General features: G+C 71.2%; 25 protein-coding genes and 2 tRNA genes. 18 read left to right on the top strand and 9 right to left on the bottom strand.

The features are described 5' to 3' along the window. Positions 1-80: 80 nt before the first annotated feature. Together ACFQ6N_RS20915 and ACFQ6N_RS20910 are read right to left on the bottom strand one after the other, a co-directional pair. Positions 81-154: transfer RNA gene (locus ACFQ6N_RS20915), tRNA-Met, on the bottom strand. Between the two features lie 74 nt (positions 155-228). Next, entirely contained in the window at positions 229-1,311 is a 1,083-nt protein-coding gene (locus tag ACFQ6N_RS20910; protein WP_380650870.1) for an Lrp/AsnC family transcriptional regulator, read from the bottom strand. 178 nt (positions 1,312-1,489) lie between these two features. Here ACFQ6N_RS20910 and ACFQ6N_RS20905 point away from each other — a divergent pair, with 178 nt between their 5' ends. Beyond that, positions 1,490-2,674 (top strand): M20 family metallopeptidase, encoded by a 1,185-nt coding sequence (locus ACFQ6N_RS20905; protein WP_380650868.1) that lies wholly within the window; start codon positions 1,490-1,492, stop codon positions 2,672-2,674. Between the two features lie 48 nt (positions 2,675-2,722). Further along, on the top strand, positions 2,723-3,049 hold the full coding sequence (locus tag ACFQ6N_RS20900) for a nuclear transport factor 2 family protein (RefSeq protein WP_380650866.1): 327 nt from the start codon (positions 2,723-2,725) through the stop codon (positions 3,047-3,049). Positions 3,050-3,191: 142 nt separating this feature from the next. Here the strand turns inward: ACFQ6N_RS20900 and ACFQ6N_RS20895 are convergent, their stop codons facing one another. Both ACFQ6N_RS20895 and ACFQ6N_RS20890 read right to left on the bottom strand, forming a co-directional pair. Continuing rightward, on the bottom strand, positions 3,192-4,559 hold the full coding sequence (locus ACFQ6N_RS20895) for an alkaline phosphatase family protein (RefSeq protein ID WP_380650864.1): 1,368 nt from the start codon (positions 4,557-4,559) through the stop codon (positions 3,192-3,194). Then, positions 4,532-5,257 (bottom strand): hypothetical protein, encoded by a 726-nt coding sequence (locus ACFQ6N_RS20890; protein ID WP_380650862.1) that lies wholly within the window; start codon positions 5,255-5,257, stop codon positions 4,532-4,534. Before ACFQ6N_RS20890 ends, ACFQ6N_RS20895 begins: the two co-directional genes overlap by 28 nt. A 131-nt stretch (positions 5,258-5,388) precedes the next feature. On the opposite strand from ACFQ6N_RS20890, the gene ACFQ6N_RS20885 reads away from it, so the two are divergent. From ACFQ6N_RS20885 to ACFQ6N_RS20850, 8 genes are all read left to right on the top strand, one after another. Beyond that, positions 5,389-6,132: a TetR/AcrR family transcriptional regulator gene (locus ACFQ6N_RS20885; RefSeq protein WP_380650860.1), complete on the top strand. Its 744-nt coding sequence runs from the start codon at positions 5,389-5,391 to the stop codon at positions 6,130-6,132. A gap of 188 nt (positions 6,133-6,320) precedes the next feature. Further along, positions 6,321-6,530 carry a hypothetical protein gene (locus ACFQ6N_RS20880; RefSeq protein WP_380650858.1) on the top strand — a complete coding sequence of 70 codons (210 nt, stop codon included), beginning with the start codon at positions 6,321-6,323 and terminating at the stop codon, positions 6,528-6,530. Further along, positions 6,514-7,026, top strand: a complete 513-nt coding sequence (locus ACFQ6N_RS20875; RefSeq protein WP_380650856.1) for a DUF6879 family protein — start codon at positions 6,514-6,516, stop codon at positions 7,024-7,026. The genes ACFQ6N_RS20880 and ACFQ6N_RS20875 overlap by 17 nt, the downstream gene beginning before the upstream one ends. Next, on the top strand, positions 7,023-7,856 hold the full coding sequence (locus ACFQ6N_RS20870) for a helix-turn-helix domain-containing protein (RefSeq protein ID WP_380650854.1): 834 nt from the start codon (positions 7,023-7,025) through the stop codon (positions 7,854-7,856). Before ACFQ6N_RS20875 ends, ACFQ6N_RS20870 begins: the two co-directional genes overlap by 4 nt. Positions 7,857-8,000: 144 nt before the next feature. Beyond that, complete coding sequence (locus tag ACFQ6N_RS20865; protein WP_380650852.1) at positions 8,001-8,138, top strand: hypothetical protein; 138 nt, start codon at positions 8,001-8,003, stop codon at positions 8,136-8,138. Positions 8,139-8,152: 14 nt separating this feature from the next. Next, on the top strand, positions 8,153-9,340 hold the full coding sequence (locus tag ACFQ6N_RS20860) for a cupin domain-containing protein (protein WP_380650850.1): 1,188 nt from the start codon (positions 8,153-8,155) through the stop codon (positions 9,338-9,340). Then, positions 9,337-10,242, top strand: a complete 906-nt coding sequence (locus ACFQ6N_RS20855; RefSeq protein ID WP_380650848.1) for an aldo/keto reductase — start codon at positions 9,337-9,339, stop codon at positions 10,240-10,242. Before ACFQ6N_RS20860 ends, ACFQ6N_RS20855 begins: the two co-directional genes overlap by 4 nt. Next, on the top strand, positions 10,223-11,077 hold the full coding sequence (locus tag ACFQ6N_RS20850) for a hypothetical protein (protein WP_380650846.1): 855 nt from the start codon (positions 10,223-10,225) through the stop codon (positions 11,075-11,077). The genes ACFQ6N_RS20855 and ACFQ6N_RS20850 overlap by 20 nt, the downstream gene beginning before the upstream one ends. 99 nt (positions 11,078-11,176) lie before the next feature. Here the strand turns inward: ACFQ6N_RS20850 and ACFQ6N_RS20845 are convergent. From ACFQ6N_RS20845 to ACFQ6N_RS20830, 4 genes are all read right to left on the bottom strand, one after another. Next, positions 11,177-11,260 (bottom strand) — tRNA-Leu (locus ACFQ6N_RS20845). Between the two features lie 52 nt (positions 11,261-11,312). Further along, positions 11,313-11,567: a DUF397 domain-containing protein gene (locus ACFQ6N_RS20840; protein WP_380650844.1), complete on the bottom strand. Its 255-nt coding sequence runs from the start codon at positions 11,565-11,567 to the stop codon at positions 11,313-11,315. A gap of 26 nt (positions 11,568-11,593) precedes the next feature. Next, positions 11,594-11,731 carry a DUF397 domain-containing protein gene (locus tag ACFQ6N_RS20835; RefSeq protein ID WP_380650879.1) on the bottom strand — a complete coding sequence of 46 codons (138 nt, stop codon included), beginning with the start codon at positions 11,729-11,731 and terminating at the stop codon, positions 11,594-11,596. Beyond that, entirely contained in the window at positions 11,688-12,635 is a 948-nt protein-coding gene (locus tag ACFQ6N_RS20830; RefSeq protein WP_380650842.1) for a Scr1 family TA system antitoxin-like transcriptional regulator, read from the bottom strand. Before ACFQ6N_RS20830 ends, ACFQ6N_RS20835 begins: the two co-directional genes overlap by 44 nt. 159 nt (positions 12,636-12,794) lie before the next feature. Between ACFQ6N_RS20830 and ACFQ6N_RS20825 the strand changes: the two genes are divergently transcribed. From ACFQ6N_RS20825 to ACFQ6N_RS20790, 8 genes are all read left to right on the top strand, one after another. Then, positions 12,795-13,220 carry an ATP-binding protein gene (locus tag ACFQ6N_RS20825; RefSeq protein WP_380650840.1) on the top strand — a complete coding sequence of 142 codons (426 nt, stop codon included), beginning with the start codon at positions 12,795-12,797 and terminating at the stop codon, positions 13,218-13,220. 12 nt (positions 13,221-13,232) lie between these two features. Beyond that, positions 13,233-13,796: a hypothetical protein gene (locus tag ACFQ6N_RS20820; protein WP_380650838.1), complete on the top strand. Its 564-nt coding sequence runs from the start codon at positions 13,233-13,235 to the stop codon at positions 13,794-13,796. A 157-nt stretch (positions 13,797-13,953) separates the two neighbouring features. Then, positions 13,954-14,226, top strand: coding sequence for a putative ATP-grasp-modified RiPP (gene tgmA, locus ACFQ6N_RS20815; RefSeq protein WP_380650836.1), 273 nt, complete (start codon positions 13,954-13,956; stop codon positions 14,224-14,226). Between the two features lie 3 nt (positions 14,227-14,229). Further along, positions 14,230-15,201 (top strand): ATP-grasp ribosomal peptide maturase, encoded by a 972-nt coding sequence (tgmB, locus tag ACFQ6N_RS20810; RefSeq protein ID WP_380650834.1) that lies wholly within the window; start codon positions 14,230-14,232, stop codon positions 15,199-15,201. After that, positions 15,198-16,355, top strand: coding sequence for an ATP-grasp peptide maturase system methyltransferase (tgmC, locus tag ACFQ6N_RS20805; protein WP_380650832.1), 1,158 nt, complete (start codon positions 15,198-15,200; stop codon positions 16,353-16,355). Before tgmB ends, tgmC begins: the two co-directional genes overlap by 4 nt. 141 nt (positions 16,356-16,496) lie before the next feature. Further along, positions 16,497-16,931 (top strand): NUDIX hydrolase, encoded by a 435-nt coding sequence (locus tag ACFQ6N_RS20800; RefSeq protein WP_380650830.1) that lies wholly within the window; start codon positions 16,497-16,499, stop codon positions 16,929-16,931. A 96-nt stretch (positions 16,932-17,027) separates the two neighbouring features. After that, complete coding sequence (locus ACFQ6N_RS20795; protein ID WP_380650828.1) at positions 17,028-17,192, top strand: hypothetical protein; 165 nt, start codon at positions 17,028-17,030, stop codon at positions 17,190-17,192. 134 nt (positions 17,193-17,326) lie between these two features. Then, positions 17,327-18,895, top strand: coding sequence for an AMP-binding protein (locus ACFQ6N_RS20790; protein WP_380650826.1), 1,569 nt, complete (start codon positions 17,327-17,329; stop codon positions 18,893-18,895). Between the two features lie 30 nt (positions 18,896-18,925). Here ACFQ6N_RS20790 and ACFQ6N_RS20785 read toward each other — a convergent pair whose 3' ends face one another. Beyond that, a complete protein-coding gene (locus ACFQ6N_RS20785) occupies positions 18,926-19,981 on the bottom strand; it encodes an alpha-hydroxy acid oxidase (RefSeq protein ID WP_380650824.1) in 1,056 nt (351 codons plus the stop codon). Positions 19,982-20,054 lie beyond the last annotated feature (73 nt).

The following is a 20,054-nucleotide window of genomic DNA, read 5'->3' as shown; positions in this document are numbered from 1 at the left end:
GGCGCGGGGGGCTTTGTTTGTTTATTACCTCACCGCCGGGGGCGCGGGCGCACAGTGTGCGCCGGCCCCGGTGCTCGAAGTAGCGGGGACAGGATTTGAACCTGCGACCTCTGGGTTATGAGCCCAGCGAGCTACCGAGCTGCTCCACCCCGCGTCGGTGATCCCGACTGTACGGCACCGGACGGCTATCACCTATTCGGCCGACGGCGGACCCCGTCGCGCCCACCCCTACGGCTCGGACCGGACGGCCGGGACGGGGTCGCGCCAGATGTCCATCGGGACGGCGCGGACCGCGCGTCCGTCCGCGTCGAGGATCCGGCCCATCCGTTTCACGGTGCGCAGCGACACGCGGCGCTCGGCGACCCGCAGGTCGGGGAACCTGCGGGCGAGAGCGGCCTCCAGCCGCTGGACGTCGGCGAGGGAGCGCTGCCAGACCGAGAGGACGAGGTTGTGCGGGCCGGTGACGGACACGCACAGCCGGACCTCGGGGAGCAGGGCGAGCTGGGGGCCGACCTCGTCGAGCCGGTCCGGGGGGAGGTCGGCCCGGAAGGTGGCCAGGACCGGCCGGCCGGCGTCGCGGGCGGCGATCTCGCAGCGGAAGCGGATCGCGTCGGAGGCGGCCAGCCGGTCGAGGCGGCGGCGCAGCGTGGACGGGCTGAGCCCGGTAGCGGCGGCCAGTCCGGCTTGGTCGAGGCGGCCGTCGACGCCCAGTCTGATGAGCAACTCCCGGTCTTCTTGCCGGACTTCGGCGCGCACCCTGGACGGCGGCCCGTTGCCCGCCGGGTGGTCGTCGCGCAGTTCCACGCGCTGGGCCGGATCCAGTGAATCCAGTCGCCAGCGGATCCCCTCGGCGTAGAAGGCGGTCGCCAGGTGGACGCGGACGGCGTCGACCCCGGGGAGCCGGCCGAGCCGTTCGGCGGTGTACCGGGAGACCGCGGCCAGGTCGGTGAAGGCCGCGGTGACGACGAGGTCGCAGCCCTGGGAGAGGTGCTCGATGCTCATCACGTGCGGGTCCTCGGCCAGCTCGTCGGCGATCTGCCGGAGCCGGCCGGGGGCGCAGTCGAGGTCGAGGTAGGCGACGCACCCGCGGTCCTCGGGGTGCGGCAGGCCGTAGGCGGTCACCCAGGCGATCCCGGCCTGTGAGAGCCGCTGCCAGCGGCGGGCAGCGGTGACCGGGCTGATCCCGAGGGTCCGGCCGAGCAGCGACCAGGGCGCCCGGGGCCGCAGCTGCATCGCGTTCACCAGGGCGAGGTCCAGCTCGTCCACCGTCGCGTCCGCTGTCGCGTCGGCCGTCGCGTCGGCGCCGTTCACCTTCGGATACCGGTGGATTCGTTCATCGGAGGGCCTCCTCGTGGTGCCATCCTGCGAAATCGCGGGAGACTCCCGCCACGGGACCCAGAATCACGGATCAAGATCGCCCCGCACAAGTCGCACGAGTTCCGCGAGTTCCGCGAGTTCCGCGAGTTCCGCGAGTCCGATGGAGGTACCCGTGTCCCTGCACGACGACGCTCTCGCCCTGGCCCCGGACCTGGTCCGGCTCCGCCACGACCTGCACCGGTTCCCCGAGTTGGGCCTCGACCTGCCGCGCACCCAGGAGCGGGTGCTGCGGGCCCTGGACGGACTGCCGCTGGAGGTGGGCCAGGGCTCCGCGCTGAGTTCGGTCACCGCGGTGCTGCGCGGCGGGCGGCCGGGGCCCGCGGTGCTGCTGCGCGCCGACATGGACGGCCTGCCGGTCACCGAGAAGGCCCCGCTGCCGTTCGCCGCCGACAACGGCGCCATGCACGCCTGCGGCCACGATCTGCACACCGCCATGCTCGCGGGTGCCGCGCACCTGCTGGCCGCCCGGCGGGACCGACTCCACGGTGACGTGGTCTTCATGTTCCAGCCCGGCGAGGAGGGGTGGGACGGGGCGGGCGTGATGCTGGCCGAGGGCGTGCTGGAGGCGGCGGGCCGGCGGCCGGTCGCCGCGTACGCCCTGCACGTGGCGTCGTCGATGCCGCACGGGGAGTTCAGCTCCCGGCGCGGCCCGATCCTGGCCGCCTCCGACGCGCTGAACGTCACCGTCCACGGCGCGGGCGGCCACGGCTCGGCGCCGCACCGGGCCAAGGACCCCATCCCGGCGGCCTGTGAGATGGTCACCGCCCTGCAGACCCTGGTGACCCGCCGCTTCGACGTGTTCGATCCGGTGGTGATCACCGTCGGGCTCCTCCGGGCCGGCACCCAGCGCAATGTGATCCCCGAGACCGCCCGCTTCGAGGCGACCGTGCGCACCTTCTCCGCCGAGGCGCGGTCCAGGGCCGCCGACACCACGGTGGAGCTGGTCAGGGCGATCGCGGCCGCCCACGGCCTGCGGGCAGAGGTCGAGTACCTGCCCGGGTATCCGGTGACCGAGACCGACGGGGCCGAGACCGACTTCCTGGCGGACACCGTCCGGGAGGTCTTCGGCGAGGAGCGCTTCCGGACGATGCCGAACCCGATGGCGGGGGCGGAGGACTTCTCCCGGGTGCTGGCCGCCGTTCCGGGGTCGTTCGCGTGGCTCGGCGCCGCCCCGAAGGGGGCCGATCCCGACGAGCTGCCGCTCAACCACTCGCCCTACGCGCAGTTCGACGACGCGGTGCTCCCCGACGGGGCCGCGCTCTACGCCGAGCTCGCCACCCGCCGTCTCGCGGCCTGACCGCCTCGCGGCCTGAACCCGTACACCGAGGAAGGAACGATCGACCACATGACCGAACCGCGCGACGTGGTGGAGCGGCAGATCACCGCCTACAACAGCCACGACATCGACGCCTTCGCCGCCACCTACGCCGAGGACGTCACCGTCCACCGGCGTGACGGCAGCCGGCTGCGGGGCCGACAGGCCCTGCGCGACACGTACGCCGGGCAGTTCGCCGAGGGCCGCTGCCGGGCGGAGATCGTGGGGCGGCTGAGCGAGGGCGACTGGGTGGTCGACCACGAGATCGCGCACGGCCTGGCCGACGATCCGGTCCGCGTCCTGGTGGCCTACCGGGTGCGCGAAGGCCTCATCGACCGCGTCGACTTCCTCGGCTGACCGGCCGGATGCCGCCCGGGAGCCACCCGGGCGGCGCGGCCGGTCGGCGGCACGGCCGGTCGGCGGCACGGCCGGTCGGCGGCACGGCCGGTCAGGGGGCGATGCCGGTCAGGCGGCACGGCCGGTCAGTGGGTGAGCGCGGTCAGTGGGTGAGGGCGGTCGGGATGAGCTGTCGGGCGACGAGGTCGGCGTAGACCTGCTGGAGGTGGGAGACGTTGCCGGCCGAGGGGTTGACGGCGGCCGGGGGCGGGGCGGTGACTCCCGCGAGGACGTCGTCGGTGCGGGGCACGGTGAGGGTGAGCGCGGCGCCGATGTCGGCGGCCGCGGCGTCGCGGGCGGTGAGTGCGGGCAGCGACCAGCGCCGCTCGACGGTGCGCAGGATGCTGGTGTGGTCCAGTTGCGCCGCCGGGTCGGGTGACCGGTAGACGGTGCCGGGGGCGATCAGCGGGGAGACGAGGACGGTCGGCACCCGTACGCCGAAGCGCCGGAAGTCGAAGCCGAACTCGCCGACGGTGCCGTCGCCGGGCGGGGCGCTGCCGGTGGGGGGCGGGACGTGGTCGTAGCAGCCGCCGTGTTCGTCGTAGGTGAGGACGAACAGGGTCCGGTCCCAGGCCGGTCCGCCGCGCAGGGCCCGGTAGACGTCCAGGATCAGCTGTTCGCCCAGCGCGACGTCGTCGATGGGGTGTTCGCTGTTCCCGGTGGGTCCCCAGCTGGGTTCGAGGAAGGTGAAGGAGGGCAGGGTGCCGGCCGCGGCCGCGGCCCGGAAGGCGGTGAAGACGCCGAAGTGGTCCAGGGAGGCGCCGTGGATGTCGGGGAAGTTCCCGGAGACCATCGGTGCGGCGCTGTAGCCGTAGGCCCGCCATGTCACGCCGGCGGTGGTGAGCCGGCCGAAGACGCTGGGGCAGGTGAAGCTGCGGGTGTTGTCGTCCAGGTGCCCCTGGCTGGTGGCCGCGCAGGAGAACGCCCGGTTCGGCAGGGTCTCGGTGGGCACGGAGCTGTACCAGTGGTCGCACACCGCGTAGCCGCGGGCCAGGGCGGACAGCACCGGCAGTGTGTCCGGTGTGAAGCAGCTCATGATGTCGGCCGGGACGGTGCCGGGCAGGACGGTGTGGTTGGGCCGCGGGGGCTGGTCCAGGACGGCGGCGAAGTCCGTCACGAATCCCTGCATCCCGGCCACCGGCGGCGTCGGCGGGGTGGGCGTGCCGAAGAGCTGGGAGTTGGTCGCCTGGTAGCCCTCGCCGGGGTTCGCGCCCGGCATGAAGTAGGGGTGGGGGTCCGTCGACTGGATGCGGCGGACCGTGACGGGCTTGCCGTTCTGGTCCGGGTTGGTCTCCTCCCCGGTCAGGCCCTCGTACGCCTGGCCGGCCGGGGAGACGTTGCCCTGGTCCGTGTACAGGAACCCGAGCATGTGGTCGAAGGAGCGGTTCTCCAGCATCAGCACCACGAGGTGCTCGACCGCCGCGAGTCCGCCGCCGCCGGACATCAGCTTCTCCGTCGGCTCGGCAGCCACTGGTCGCGCGGGATCCGGCGCCGTTCACGACGGCTGCCGACGTGCGCACGGGTGGCGTAGGCGGCGGTGAGGGCGGCGGTCTGCTGGCTCCATCCGGTGCCGGCCGAGACGTCGAAGACGCCGATGTAGCCGCCGGTGAGGAGTTCGAGCGGCCGCTTGATGGCGTTCCCGTAGTCGAACCGGGTGCCGGCGGCCGTGCGGCTCGGCTGGAACCACGCCGGGTAGACGAAGTCGCTGACCTTGGTGCCGCCGATGTCGTACGCGAAGCTGTCGTCCTCGCAGGCGTCGCACACCTCCATGGCGTACAGGATCCCGGTGGTGGCGGTGGGTTGACTGAAGATCACCTGGTCGATCTCCGGGTCGCCGATCATCTCCAGCAGCTCGTGGCTGGCCGTCACCGTCCAGTTCTCGCCGTACTGCTTGTCGGTGCCGGCGAAGACCTTGCCGAGGGGCAGGAAGTTCGCCGTCAGGTCGTGGTAGCCGAGGGCGCCGGCCTGGTCGGAGTTGTCCAGGACGACCAGCCACCAGGCGTCGGCGGAGAGCGCGCTCGGCGCGACGAACGACAGGTCCGCGTCCGTCCCCCAGGCCGGGGCGAAGTCCCGGTGGACCTGGGTCTGCAGGGCGGGGACCACGGCGCTCACCTCGTGGTCGGTGAGCACGGTGCTCTCGTTGGCCACTTCGATCTTGATGGTGGACATTGCTCCTCCCGGTGATGATTGATGCCGTATGTGTAGGTCGTACGGATGTGTCGTAAATGTCGCTTGTATACTTACAGCGTCCGCCGCGCCGCGTCGGACGTCAAGACCCGAGGGCAGCCCGGGAGGCACGCATGGGAACCGACCCGACCCCCGGGGCCGACCCCGACCCCGGAGCCGCGTCCGGGCCCAAGCCGCCCGCCCGGGCCCGGCTGAGCAGGCCGCGGGTACTGCGCGCGGCGGTCGCGCTGGTCGACCGCGAAGGCCTGGCCGCGCTCACCATGCGCAGCCTCGCCGTCGACCTCGGCGTGGAGCCGATGACGCTCTACCGCTACGCCGACGGCAAGCAGGCGCTCCTCGACGGCATGGTCGAGGCCTTCTACGACGAGGTCAACGAACGGGTCCGGACGGGCTTCGCGGGGCTGCCCCCGGCCGTCGACGGGACGGGCGGCGACTGGCGGGCCCGGCTGCACGAGGTCGCCCGCGCGTTCCACCGGACCGCCGACGCCCACCCCGCGGTGTTCCCCCTGGTGACCACCCGGCCGCTCAGCGTCCCGCTGGCCCGCCGCCCGGCCTCCATGCTCCAGGTCAACGAACTCGTGCTGACCCTGCTGCGCCAGGCCGGGCTGGACGATCTCGACACCCTGCGCCTCTACCGCGCCGTCGTCGGCTGGGTGCTCGGCTACCTCCTGGTGGACAAGCGGCAGGTGATCGACAACCCCGACGACCCCGAGCCCATGCTCCGCCTCGGCCTGCACCGCCTCCCCGCCGCCGAGTACCCCCACCTGCGAACGCTCGCCCCGCTGCTGGTCGACCACGAGCCGGAGATCGAACTCTCGACCGGCCTGGACCTGCTCCTGGACCGGCTCGGCCACTGACCGGGGGGCGGCCGCACCCGGCTACACGGAGCGCATGTGCGACCACGCGCCGGGGTTGGCCAGGGGCGGTCAGGGATCTGTTTATGCAAGAACGCGCATAGTCGCGTTCATGCATGGACGAGTGGCACCGCCCCCTCTAGTGTCGCTGGGCAGGCGGCCCAAACGGGGCCAGAGCAAGGGGGTTTGGCATGTCCGAACGTTCGACACTCACCCGGCTCACAGGAAACGGCAACGGAGAGTGCGGAGAGAAGGACTGCCCGAACGTCTACCGCACAGCGACCGGATCGTTCGTGGTGCAGGGCGACGTTTCCGACACCTTCACCCCGCCCGCCGGTGAGGGGCTCGTGGAAATCCCGGAGGCGGTTCTCAGGGAGGCGTTCCGTGCTCTTGGATGGTGACGCGTGGAATGACTGCTTCGATTCCATGGAGCGTGAGGCGTGGCGGCTGGAAACGTTGCCCGTCTACACCATGCCCCAGGAAGCGGAGAAGCTGAAGCGCTTCCTCGCCGGGGCGAAGTCCCCCGACGATTACACATCGGCCTGGATGGACGAGGTTCGGCATTGGTCCTCGGAAGGAAAGAGCGTCGGTAGGGTCCATGTCGTGACCCGCCCGCTCTCGGACTATCTCCGGTTCGAGTTCGAGTACTACTACCGGCATCACGTGAAGGCAGGCGAGGATATCCGCATCCTCGACCTCACCGACCGGGAGAACCCGGGACTTCCGGATCAGGATTTCTGGATGTTCGATGAATCCAAGGTGGTCCTGATGAAATACCGGGCGGACGGGACGCAGATAGGCCGGGAACTGTACGAGGGCGACCCGGAGCCGTACCGACAGTGGAAGCGGATTGCCGTTGCCAATTCGATTCCATTCCTGGAGTACGTGAGCGGGTGACGTTCGACCCAAAGCAGTCGGGGCAGCCGAAGCAGGAACTGGCCGCCTCGCTGAAAGAACTACGCAAGCGAGCCGGCCTCACTGGAGACCGGCTCGCTCGGCGTTGCAACATGTCCCAATCGAAGATCAGTCGGATCGAGAACGGGAAAATCCAACCGAACCTGCTGGACCTGGAAAGAATCCTCCGGGCCGTCGTGGCTCCGCCTGAGGCCGTGGAAGAGGTCCTGGCCCTCGCGAGGCTGGCCAACACCGAATGGCAAGACCTTCGATCGCTGCGGCGCAGAGGCCTGGAGAAGAAACAGACCGAACTTGCGGCCCTCGAATCCTCGTGCACAGAGTTCCGCTTCTTTCTGCTCTCGATGATTACCGGACTACTGTCCACCCCCGAGTACATTCGGGCCGGCCTTGCTCATTCACCGGCCGATGTCACCAAGACGATCGCGCGGAAGCTGGAACGGCAAGAGGTTCTTTACGACACGAAGAAGCGGTTCACCTTCATCTTGACCGAGCAGGCCGTGAGGTGGCCGCTCCTGCCCCCGGCCGCGATGGCGGTGCAGATCGACCGGCTGGCCTCATTGACTCACCTTACGAACGTGAAGCTCGGCGTCATCCCGATCGCGGGATACAAGCCCATGGCCCCGATGGACACCTTCACCGTCTATGACCACACGCTGGCCACTGTGGAGAACACTACCGGTGTCGTGATCCTGAGAGATCCACGAGATATCGAAATGCACCTGGAGCTGTTCTCGACGCTGGAGGGTTACGCGCTGTTCAGGGACGAAGCACGAGCCCTGCTGGCCGAGTGGTCCGCCGCTTGCCGTTCATGATCTTTAGTCCATAACGGAAAACAACTACACAGGCGCCTCTTCTCGGGTCACTCTGGCCTTCCGGCAATCGCCGTGCTCACCACAGCCCCTTTGGCCTCCTGCCGGATTCCCGGTGGGAGTTCCCGAGAAGAGAGAGGTAGTCCGATGATGGAAGAGAACACCGATTCGATGACCCCCGAGGGGGGTGGTCTGCTCGTCGCGAAGCGGAGGATCGTGGCCGTGCGGACCCGCGCCGAGCAGGAGTCCGACGTCAGCAGCGGCCGTTCCGACGGCAACGACTGACGGGAGCGCCCACGTTGCTTGATGCAGCCACGTGGGCGGGGCGTCTGGGCGGGGGCACGTTCCTCGCCCAGACGTACCACCGCTCCTACGCTCACTTTCCCGGCGTCGCCGACACGGCCGGCCTGTTCTCCTGGGACGACCTGAACCGGATCATTGCCACGCAGCGGCTGGAGCCGCCCCGGCTGCGCCTGTCGGTCGATGGCGAAATGGTCCCGCTCCACCGCTACGCGATCCCGACCACGAACCGCCGCGCGGTCACTTGGTCCCGCATCCAGCCGTCCGACTTCCACGCCCAGCTGAGAGATGGGGCGTCACTGGTCCTTGATGCGGTGGAGAAGATCCACCCCGCCGTGGGGGCGGCTGCGGAGGGGCTGGAACGCTTCCTCGGGACTTCCGTACAGGCCAACGTCTACGCCTCGTGGACCGAGCGGGAGGGCTTCGGCCGGCACTGGGACGACCATGATGTCGTCGTGGTCCAACTGCACGGCTCGAAGCGGTGGTGCCTGTGGGGAACGACCCGTGAGGCGCCCACCTTCCGAGACGTGGACTCGCCGGAGGATCCGGAGGGCGACCCGGTGGCGGACCTCGTTCTGTCCCCGGGCGACGTTCTCTACCTGCCGCGCGGCTGGTGGCATTCGGTCACCGCTGACCAGGGGACGGAATCCCTGCACCTGACGTTCGGCATGGTGCCGCACACGGGCGCTGACCTGATGCTCTGGGTCGTCGATCAGCTTCGGGCGTCCCTCGCGCTGCGCAAGGACATCCCGCGCTTCGGCTCGCCGACAGAACAGTCGGACTTCATCGACGCCGTACGCCGTGAGGTGGCCGACAGGTTGGCGGACTCCCGCCTCGTGGAGCGGTGGGCGGAGTCGATCGACACGACGGCCCCGGGTCACGCGATTCCGTCTCTGCCCTACGTGGACGGGCTCCCCGCTCAGCGGGACATCACGGTCAAGCTCACTGCTCAAAGGGGTCGCCTGACTGCGAACCCGACACAGGGCACGGTCACCTTCTCGGCGGCCGGTACCGCCTGGGACTTCGCCGCGTCCGCCGCGTCCGCGCTGGACACGCTGCTGACCAACCGGCCGACCACCCTGGGCGAGATGGCCGACTCTGCCGGCCTGGACGTCGTGGAGGTGGCCGGACTGGTCTCCGTCCTCATCGACGGCCATGCCGTCGCAGTCGTGGGTACGGCGCTGTGACCGCCGCGCTCTCCTTGGGGACATACCGCGTGCGTGCCGTCGGTCAGGCGGCACGCACCGCGCTGGCTGCTGGTAGCCCCTGGGTGGACACGGCACCCAACTACGGTCGTGGTCGGGCGCACGAGGAACTGCGTCCGGTGCTCGGGGAGTACCCCACTGTCCGAGTGGCCACGAAGACGGGATTCTTCACCGAGGAACAGGGCCGCATGGCCCTGGCCGAGGGCGTGCTCCCCCGGATCGGGGAGGCCAGTGGGCACAGCCTTGAACAGAACTTCGTCCGCTGGCAGACGGAGCACTCGTTGGCCGCGCTCGGGCGCGTGGACCTGGTGTTCGTGCACAACCCCGAGCACCGCAGGCACGGCCTTGACCGTGCCACCCTGCACAGGCGTGTACGGGAAGCCTTCACTGCGCTGGAGGAGTTCGTCCAGGCGGGAAGGATCGGCGGGTACGGCGTCGCGACCTGGTCGGGCTTGGCTTCCGGAGCATTCAGCGTTCCCGAACTGCTTGCGCTCGCCCGGCAGGCAGCCGGTTCCGCCGAGCACCACCTCACGGGCTTGCAGATGCCCGTCAGCCTGATCATGGATGCCCCGATCACACAGGCCCTGAATGCCGGCGGACCGCTGGTGCAAGCGAAGGACGCGGGGCTGATCACGTTCGGCTCCGCGCCCCTGCACGGGGGTGAACTCCTCGACGTCATGACACCTGAGGTGGTGAACCTCCTCCGTCCCGGCCTGTCGGCCGCAGCCGCTGCCCTGCTGGCCGCTGGTTCGTGCCCTGGCCTCGATGTCGTCCTGACGTCCGCGAGTACCCGCGAGCACTGGGACGATGTGGCCAAGGCTCTGGCCGCGCCTCTGACGGCGCAGGAACTCAGAAGGGTGACGGATGAACTCGCCTCTGAATAAGGAGGTGCGGGCCCTGATGGAAGCTGCTCACGACCGGGCGGCCGAAGCACTGGGCCTCACCTGCGCGGGTCCACTGGCATGGGGGTTCCTCGGGGTCACCCTCGGACGCCGAGCAGGGGACCGGTGGCTACGGGTGAGCCGGACGGCGAGGAGGAACGCGGGCAGGAAGCAGGGCGAAGGCATCATGGGGGCTTCCCTGCTCGTGCCCGAAGGCGTCCCGCGCCCCCGACTGCACGGGGTGCATGACTGGATTGATGGGGAGTGGGCCTTCGAGGCCGACGTCCTGGACCACCTCACGCAACCCGTGGTGTCGGCGGACCGGGCCGACATCGATCACGACCCGGGATTGCCTGACGAATGGTGGGCGGACCTTCGCCGATCCCTTGCCCTGCTCGCCGAAGCGGAGGGCGTGAAGACGACCGTCCGGGACGGGTGGATCGAACGGGCCTTCCCCCGGTTCCTCGGCATCCCGGCCCCCGCCGAGGTGGAGCGGGTGACCGGTCACGGTGATCTGCACTGGGGCAACCTCACCGGCGCGCCCCTGTGCCTGCTGGACTGGGAGCGGTGGGGCCGGGTGCCGTTCGGCTATGACGCGGGGCTCCTGCACGCCAACAGCCTGCTCGTACCCGACGTAGCCGCCCGCATCCGCGAGGAGTTCGCGACGGTCCTCGACACCCCCGCCGGCCGAATCGGGGAACTCACGGCCCTGGCCGAGATGCTGCAAGCGGTAGCCCGCGGCTGGTACCCCGACCTTGCGCCCCACCTTGTCGCCCGCGCGGAGGCGCTCACCGGAGTGCGCCCGCCCGTCCCGGTGGACCCTGAGGTGAGCGCCTGACAGCGTCTGGGGCACAAGACCCCCAATTACCCGGCCCCGGACGATCCGGGGAACAACAGAACGGCCGGTCGACCCGAAGGTCGACCGGCCGTTCATCTGTGCGCGAGGGGGGAGTTGAACCCCCACGCCCTTTCGGGCACTGGAACCTGAATCCAGCGCGTCTGCCTATTCCGCCACCCGCGCATCTGGGTGATGGGTTAACTATAGACCATCCGAAGGGGTACCCCCGACCACCTCAGACCGACGAGGGAAAGCCCCCGGACCGGACGGCGGAGAGGAAGGAGTCCCAGGCCGAGGCAGGGAAGAGGAGGACCGGGCCGTCGGGGTCCTTGGAGTCACGGACGGGGACGAGGCCGGGAGATCCGAGGGCTACCTCGATGCAGTCTCCGACGTTGTTGCCGCTGTAACTACTCTTGCGCCAGACAAGGGCCACCTCGACGCAGTCGCCCCCATTGCCGCCGCTGTAGCTGCTCTTCCGCCAGGCCAACATCGACAACCACTCCCCCGGTATGGGTGTTACGCCGGAAGCTCGCCCTCGCGGACGGCCGCCACGAAGGCTTCCCACGCGGCGGCCGGGAAAACGAGGGCCGGACCGTGGGGGTCCTTGGAGTCACGGACGGGGACGAGGCCGGGGAATCCGGGGGCTACCTCGATGCAGCTGCCGCCGTTGGTGCCGCTGTAGCTGCTCTTCCGCCAGGCGGCTGCGGCGAGCTCGTTGCTCTTCATCTCTGAAACCCTCCAGCACCTCAGCGATCAGCCGAAGCGAGTCGCTCTCTGACAGGCATTCGCCACGGAGCCGATCATAACGACGCTGGTGCCTGGCAATGGCGGCGGAATCATCACTCAGATGCCCTCGATCGAGGCTCTCCGAGTACACCAAGCGTTGCCCGTCCGGCAGCTCCAGAAGCACCATATCCGTATCGATGAGAGTCCGCCGGTTGCCGAACGGCACCACGTGAATGACGACGTTCCGAAGCTGAGCCACTCGCAGCAAGTGCTCCATCTGACATCTCATCACACTAGGGCCGCCCACGACCGCACGGATGGCACTCTCATCGAGAATGACCAGCAACAGCGGCCCGTCGGGTGCGAGAAAGCGGCTTTGCCGACTGAGTCGAGCCCTGGTCAGTTCCTCGATCTCTTCCGAGTTGCCAGCCGCATCGCCAGCAGCAAAGAGTGCACGCGCATACTGCCGGCACTGCAACAAGCCGTACATCACGCTGCCCTGGTAGGCACGCATCCCGATGGCGATGGCCTCCGCGTCCGCGTACTCCTGGAACCAGTCCGGATGCTCGATCGAGGCATTCCAGTCGACCCGCCCGTACAGCCGCTTCAGCAAGTCGCCTGTGCCGTACAGCCGGTCGAACTCTTCGACCTCCTCGATCGACGGCTTCCGCTTCCCGCTCTCCGCCCGCGAGAGCACCGTCCGATCGCGGTGAAGGAGTTTGCCCACGTCCTCCTGGGTGTAGCCCGCCGCCTCGCGGGCGTACTTGAGTTCCCCGCCGAACATGATCGCGGAGCTGGCCGTCGTCCCCCGCTGGGTCTTTCGCTGTGCCATGACTTCCCCCAGTTGTGCGCCTCGCGTCCCACACGCCGATCTGGCGTCACCGTACCTCCGCAGCCCCGATGATTGTCAGCAGACAGCAATCATTTGCGTGCACAGCGTGATTGCGTGCGCCTTCCGCACTCCCCCATCCGCCCCCTGAGGTGCTTCGCCATGCTCAATTCCCACCGGCCCCGCACGTTCGCCACCCGGCTCGACTCGCGGACCGAATTCACGCCCCTGGCCCGGAAGTTGCTCCGCGCCTACCTCGCCGCCCTCCCCGCCGGCGACCGGTACCGCGACACCGCCGAACTGCTCCTCGGCGAACTCTTCGCCAACGCCGTCCAGCACGGCGACGCCCCCGACGACCGGCTCATCGAGGTCCGCTTCTCCCTCGTCCGCGACCGCCTGCGCATCGAGGTGCACGACGCCGGCGCGGGCCGGCCCTCCGTGCGCCCCTCCACCCCCGACGACGAGCACGGACGCGGACTCTTCCTCGTCGACGCCCTCGCCGAGCGCTGGGGCTGCTGCCCCCGCTCCGGCGGCATCGGCAAGTTCGCCTGGGCCCTCATCGCCCCCACCCACCTCAACGCCGCCTGAAAGCCGCCCCCGATGCAGCAGCCCTCCCTCACCGCGCTCGCCCGGCACGCCCTCGCCCGCGGCCACACCCCCGCCGCGACCTACGCCCTCCTCGCCCGCCGCAGCCGCCGCCCCCTCCCCTCCGCCCGCGCGGTGTGCCTGGCCCTGGGCGTCCCCCTCGCCGACGCCGCCCGCCGCCTCGACGACTGCCACGACGCCCTCCTCGCCGACCCCCGCCCCAGCTCCGAGACCGACACCGGCGAACTCCTCGAAGCCCTCGGCGTCTTCGACGTCCCCAAGCCCCTCACCCCCACCGAACTCGCCGTCGTCGCCCAGTTCCTCACCGCCGTCGACGCCATGGGCGGCATCCGGCCCGGCCACCGGCACGGCCTGGACCGCTGGTTCACCACCGGCAACCTCACCGCCGCCTACCTCTCCCTCGTCGCCGCCCAGCCCATGCCCCGCACCGGCGACCCCGCCGCCTACTGGACCGCCCTCGTCTCCGCCGGCGAACTCCTCGCCACCACCCCCAACCCCGACACCCGCATCAAATTCGCCCTCACCCGCTGCCGCACCCACGCGGCGAAACACACCTGAACCCCCCGGCCCCGCACAGGAAGTCGGCCCCACCGACTTCCCACACCCCACCCCACAAGACCGGCGAACAGCCTGCCGACCAGACAGACCTGACGGCATCATGACCCACAGTCATGACTCATATCGCCTGCGTCACCGACCAGAAGGAGATTCGAGAATGCCGAAGACCGTCACCACCCCGTGGGGCGCCACCCGGATGCGCCCCTACGCCGACGCGCCGCCCTGGCCCGCGCTGACGCCGGTCATCGACCCGCGCACCCAGGTCGCGGTCTTCCACGACCGGCAGGGCCGAACCGTCGAGCTGGGGAAGCACGGGACCAGCACCGACCAGAGCGGCCCCACCAACACCGGCGCCGGCGGGGACAGCCAGAGCGGCGGGCAGGCCCAGCCGACCGACGTGGACACCGTGACCTCCAACGACCAGGACTGAGCCATGGCGGGAGAACCGCAGCGGGCGGTCCTGGTGCTGACCCGCGCCTACGACCCGACCGCCGACGCGGTGCTGCGGATCCTGGCCGAACGACAGGTCCCGGTCGTACGCGCGGACCCCGGCGCCGACCTCCACGACGGCGCCGTACTGACCGCCCGCTACCGCGCGGGCGGCCGGCTCGGCACCCTCCGCACGGGCAGCCGCACGCTCGACCTCGACCGGGTCCGGGCCGTCTGGTACCGGCGGCCCTCCGACTGGGCCGCGCCACCCGGAGTGCACGGCCAGGACGCCGAATTCGCCCGCACCCAGGCCAGGTGGGGCATCGGCGGGATCCTCGCCAAACTGCCCGGCGCCCACTACGTCAACCACCCCTGGCGCATCCGGGCCGCCGAACACAAACCCGCCCAGCTCGACACCGCGCTCGCGGCCGGCTTCACCGTCCCCGACACGATCATCACCACCGACCCCGAGGAAGCCCGGCGGTTCTGTGCCGAACAACCCGGCGGGGCGGTCTACAAGCCGCTGTGGAACTCCTCCTACCGGGGCCGGGACGGCAGACCGCTCCAGGTCTGGGTCGCCGAGGTCACGGCGGCCGAGGTCACCGACGCCGTCGCGGCCTGCCCCCACCTCTTCCAGGCCCGCCTGGCCAAGGCCTTCGACGTCCGGCTGACCGCCGTGGGCACCCGGCTCTTCGCCGTCCGCATCGACAGCCCGGACCTGGACTGGCGCCGCCGCCAGGACCTCCTCACCTACACCCCGATCGAGGTGCCGACGCCCGTACGCCGGTCCACGGCCCGCTACCTCAGGCACTTCCGGCTCGTCTACGGCGCCTTCGACTTCGCCGTGGACACCGACGGCCGCTGGCACTTCCTGGAGTGCAACAGCAACGGGCAGTGGGCGTTCTTCCCGCCTCCGACGACCGACGCCATCGCCACCGCGATCGCCGACCAGCTCCAGAAGGGCCACCCCGCATGACCGCCACCGCCACCACCGCCGCCGACCTGCGCGCCGCCCTCGTCCGGCAGCTCACCGCCGACCCCGACGGGGGCCTCACCGACCCGCTCTGGCGCGCCGCCGCCGCGGCCGTGCCGCGCGAGGCCTTCGTCGGCGACTACTTCCGCGAGATCCCCGGGTCCGTCCCCACCTCCTACGAGCCCGTCCTCGCCGACGACGAGGGCGGGCTGGAAACCGTCTACAGCAACCGGACGCTCATCACCCAGCTCGACGGCCGGATCCGGCCCGCCGACGCCCACGGCCCCACCGCCGGGGCCCCGTCGTCCTCGTCCACCCTGCCGTCGCTCGTCCTCGGCATGTGGCAGCGGCTCGACGTGCGCAGCGGCCACCGCGTCCTGGAGATCGGCACCGGCACCGGCTACTCGACCGCCCTCGGCGCCCACCGGCTCGGCGAGGAGAACATCGTCAGCGTCGAAGTCGACCCGGGAGTCGCCGAACGCGCCGCCACCGCCCTCAAAACCGCCGGGTACACCCCGCACCTCGTCGTCGGCGACGGCCTGGCCGGCCACGGAGCCCGGGCGCCGTACGACCGGCTGATCGCGACCTGCGCGGTGCGCACCCTGCCCTACCCCTGGCTGCACCAGGTCAGGCCCGGCGGGAAGATCCTCGTCACCTTCTCCGGCTGGCAGTTCGGCTACGGCCTCGCCCTGCTGACCGTCACCGGCCCCGGCGAAGCGTTCGGCCGGTTCCTGCCCGGGCACATCAGCTTCATGATCGCCCGCCCGCACGACCGGCCCCCGCGCCAGAGCCCCACCCTGCTGCCCGGCGACGAACGCGCCACCCGCATCGACCCGGCCACGATCACCGACTGGACCGGCGCCTGGGTCGCCCAGCTCGCCGCCCCCTCCGCCGAACGGATCGGCACCGGGGACCAGCAGATCCTGATCGACCACGCCACCGGCTCCCAGGCCCGCACCCGGCCCGACGGCCACGGCGGATGGACCGTCGTCCAGCGCGGCCCGCTGCGCCTGTGGGACCGGGTGGAGGACGCGATCACGGCCTGGCAGACGGCGGGCTCACCGCACCAGGAACGCTTCGGCATCACGATCACCAGCGAGGGCCAGCGCGTATGGCTCGGCAACGAGCACGGCCCCAGCTGGCTCCTGCCCCTCTGAGCCCGCCCGCCGGTGCACCGGAAGTCGGCCGACCCGACTTCCGGTGCACGAGCGGCACGGCGTTGCGGCGCCCGGCGATCCGATGACGGCGGAACCCGGCCGCTCGGTCGCTCTACCAGCACCCGGACCTGAGGAGTTGCTGTGACCGTTACCTCCGCCGAGTTCCTGGCCGGCCTCGTCAGCGAGGCCCGACAGGACGGCATCACCAGCTTCGTGGCCGCCGCCGTCGTCACCGAGGCCGCCCGGATCCTCCTGGTGCGACGCAAGCCCGACGACTTCATGGGCGGGCTGTGGGAGATCCCGTCCGGCAAGGTCGAGGAGGGCGAGAGCATCCTCGACGCCCTCCACCGCGAGACCGCCGAGGAGACCGGCCTGACCATCGGAGCGGTGGACGGGTACATCGGCCACTTCGACTACCCGAACAGCCGTGGCGGCACCACCCGGCAGTTCAATTTCGCGGTCACGGTCGCGAAGGCCGAACCGGTCGTCCTCAGCGAGCACGACGCCCACCAGTGGGCCCTGCCCGACGACCTGCCCGAGGTGAGCGATGCGGTGCGCGAGCTGATCGCCCGGTGAACCGGAGCCGTCGACCCAACCGCCCCACGCGGGAAGTCGGCCCATCCGACGTTTCACGCACGGGCGTTGTCAGTGGCGGTGGATAGGTTTCGGGGCATGACCTCCTTGAAGACCGCGACCGCCCTGGCACCCACCGGAACTGCCGCCGCGACCGGGCGCGCGGGCGGGATTCCCGCCCCCGGCACGGCCGGCACCGTGGCGGTCGTGCCGCTGTGGGCCGCGCCCTGGGCCCCCGCCGGCCAGGCCGCCGCGAAGCGCTGACCTGGGCCCCAACTGCACGAGCACTCCCGGCCGTTCACCCGTTTGGATGCCGCTCCGGAAGATCACCGCGGAAGGCCGGAGGCCGGGGTTAGTCTGTACACATGGTTGCAAACTACAAATGCGAAGAAGTAGCCATGTCCGCACCGGAGTTCGTCAGCGGTCCGGCCCTGGTCGTCCGGTCCCTCGCCGCCGATCCCGACCGGCGGGCCATCACCACCGCCGACGGCACGGTGATCACCGCGGGCGACTTCGCCGCCGCCACCTACCGCCTCGCCCATGAACTCATCGCCCGGGGCGCGACCGTCGGCACCACCGTCACCCTGCTCACCGGCAACACCGCCGAGGCACTGAGCGCCCGGTACGCCGCCGGGCTCGCGGGCGCCCGGGTGGTCAACCTCTACGACGGCATGAGCGCCCCGGTCCTGGCCGAGATCGCCACCAGCGTGGACACCGGGATCCTGCTGGTGGACGCCGAACGGTACGCGACGGCCGCCGAACTGCTCCCCCTCGTCGACATCCCGACAGTCCTCACCCTGGGCCCCGGCCCCGAAGCGGGCAGCCCCGCAGCGGGCGGCGCGGTGGTGATCGGCGAGGACGCCGTCGCCGCCTCCACCCACCGCCCCGCCGAACCGCCCGCCGTCCGGGTCGGCCCGGACGACGACGTGACCATCCGCCACACCGGCGGCACCACCGGCATCCCGAAGGGCATCCGCACCCTGCACGGCCCGGCCCGGCGCATCTTCGACATCCCGTACGGCGGCAACCCGGACGCCGTACCGCCGCGCTACCTCGCCGTCACCTCGCTCGCCCACCTGGCCGGGCTGTTCTCCGACCTGACCTTCCACAGCGGCGGCTCGGTGGTCATCCAGCGCTCCTTCGACCCGGGCGAGGTGCTGGCCGCCGTCGAACGCGAGCGGATCACCGACCTGTGGCTGCTGCCGCCGCTGCTCTACCAGCTGCTCGACCACCCGGCGGTCGGCCGCACCGACCTGTCCAGCCTGCGCCGGATCTCCTACGGGGGCTGCGCCGCCTCCCCCGCCCGGGTCCGCGAGGCGATCGAGGTGTTCGGGCCGATCCTGGTGAGCGGCTACGGGCAGTCGGAGGCGCAGAACATCGCCATGCTCGCCCCGCACGAGCACGACCGGATCGGGCCCGGCGGCCAGCTCTCCGTCGGCCGGCCGCTCCCGGGCATCGAGGTGGTGATCCGCTCCGAGGACGGCACCGACCTGCCCACCGGGGAGCAGGGCGGGATCCACGTCCGCTCGGCCACCGTCATGGCCGGGTACTGGAAGCGGCCGGACCTCACCGCCGAGGTGCTGCACGACGGCTGGCTCGACACCGGGGACATCGGCTACTTCGACGAGGACGGCTACCTCTACCTGGCCGACCGGCTCAAGGACAAGATCATCGTGGTCGGCGGGCACGTCTACCCCAGCGAGGTGGAGGAACTGCTCCTCACCCACCCGGCCGTCGCCCAGTGCGCCGTCTACGGGGTGTGCGACGCCCAGGAAGCCGAACACGTCCACGTCGCCGTCGTCCCCGCGCCGGGGCAGCGGCCGGACCTGGAGGACCTGCGCGCGTTCGTCACCGCCCGCAAGGGCCGGATCTACGCGCCGGAGGCCCTGCACCTGCTGGCCGAGATCCCGCTGACGGCCGTCGGCAAGCCCGACAAGAAGCTGCTCCGCGAGTCCCACGCGAGCTGACTCCCTGTTCCCCCGCTTCAGGTCCCCGCTTCAGGCCTCCGGCCGGGGGCGGGGGGCCAGCAGGTCCGCCGTGACCTCGCCCAGGTCGCGCGCGCCCGCCAGCGTCATCGCCTCGGCCAGTTCCGCCCGGCGCTCGACCAGCAGGTCCCGGACGGAGTCGGCTCCCCCGGCGGCGAGCGCCCACAGGACCGGCCGGCCGAGCAGGACGGCCCTGGCGCCCAGGGCGAGCGCCGTCAGCACGTCGATCCCCGAACGGATGCCGCCGTCGACCAGGACCGGCACCTCGCCGCCGACCTCGGCCGCGACCAGCGGCAGCGCGGCGGCCGCCGACACCGCCCGGTCCAGCTGCCGGCCGCCGTGGTTGGAGACGATCACCCCGGCCGCGCCCGCCTCGACGCACGCCCGGGCGTCATCCGGGCGCAGCACGCCCTTGACCAGGACGGGCAGACCGGAGACCCGGGTCAGCTCGGCGATGGTGTCGAAGCCGATGGACGGGTCCTGCTCCTGGTCCGGCGTGCGGGTCTCCGGCGCCATCGCGCCGGTCTGCCGGTCCTCGTCGGCCAGCGGCAGCGCGGCGCCCCGCCGGGCCTTGCGCGCGACGACGGGGGCGTCGACGGTCAGCACCAGGGCGCCCGCCCCGTTGGCGGCGGCACGCTCCACCTGCTTGCGGGTCAGCTCGCGGTCGCGCAGCACGTACACCTGGTACCACCAGGGGCCGGCGGCCGAGGCGACCTCCTCGATCGGGCGGGTCGCCCGCGAGGAGAGCACGAACAGCGAGCCGGCGGCGGCGGTCCCGGCGGCGGTGGCGGCCTCGCCGGCCGGGTGGGCCATCGAGTGGAACGCCGTCGGGGCGACCAGCACCGGGAGCGCGAGCCGGTTGCCGAGCAGGTCCAGGCCGGTGTCGACGGCGGAGACGTCCCGCAGGATCCGGGGCAGGAAGCGGTGCGCCCGCCAGGACTGCTCGGCCTCCCGCAGGGTCACCTCCCCGACGGAACCGGTCGCGTAGAAGTCGTAGGCGCCCGGGTCCAGCCGGGCACGGGCCGCCCGCTCGTCGTCGGACAGGTCGGCGGTCTCGAACTCGGGCATCCGGGCCTCCTGATGGCACGTGTCGTCCGGTGGGATCGTCTGCACCCTCTCCCGTACGGCTCCGCCGTACACC

The sequence above is a fragment of the Kitasatospora sp. NPDC056446 genome, from assembly GCF_042796115.1.
In the GTDB taxonomy this organism is placed as follows: domain Bacteria; phylum Actinomycetota; class Actinomycetes; order Streptomycetales; family Streptomycetaceae; genus Kitasatospora.
The sequence above is the reverse complement of the archived record's forward strand: the minus strand, read 5'-3'. Positions and strand labels throughout refer to the sequence as shown.